Annotated in this window: 1 pseudogene; it reads right to left on the reverse strand. The window is 27.8% G+C overall.

What is annotated here, in order from left to right:
• Positions 1 to 547 (reverse strand): annotated as a pseudogene (locus CYP84_RS07550) (ATP-binding protein); the annotation flags it as partial.

Consider the following 547-nt stretch of genomic DNA (forward strand, 5'->3'; position numbering starts at 1 on the left):
TTATATATCTGTGTATAAAATCAGAATCATAGTTTAGAAATTTATTTAAGATGTTGGCATCATGATCAAAATTTATATTATCTTTTAGTCTCATAAAATATGCTGTTTCTATCAGTTTTTTGTCTGTTTTGATATATTCATCTAACATACTCGTAAAATGGCAGAAAAACATCTCAATAGTTATTAAAAATTTGTTATTGCCGATAGCCCTATTGCAAAGTACTTTTAATATTTTTAGCGTAATGTCTTTTTCGATATTTTCATACTTTTGCAAATAGCCAAAGTATTGTGGAATATTTGCAATATCGGCACTTTTATACAAATCAAGCAAATTCTTAACATCTGTTTGAGTGATATCGTTTTCGTCTATGGCTGCAAATATCCCAAATCTCCAAAAATCTTTTGCTTTAAAATTATGTTTTTCTATAAACTCAAAAGCACCATTTTTGCCCAAAATCTTTATAAGAATACGATGATCCAAATATAATGAAAATGGATCGCCTAGCTTAAAATACTCATCTAAAACCTCTATAAACAGTTGCGAATC

Origin of the sequence: Campylobacter concisus (genome assembly GCF_002912425.1) — a bacterium.
GTDB lineage: Bacteria > Campylobacterota > Campylobacteria > Campylobacterales > Campylobacteraceae > Campylobacter_A > Campylobacter_A concisus_AH.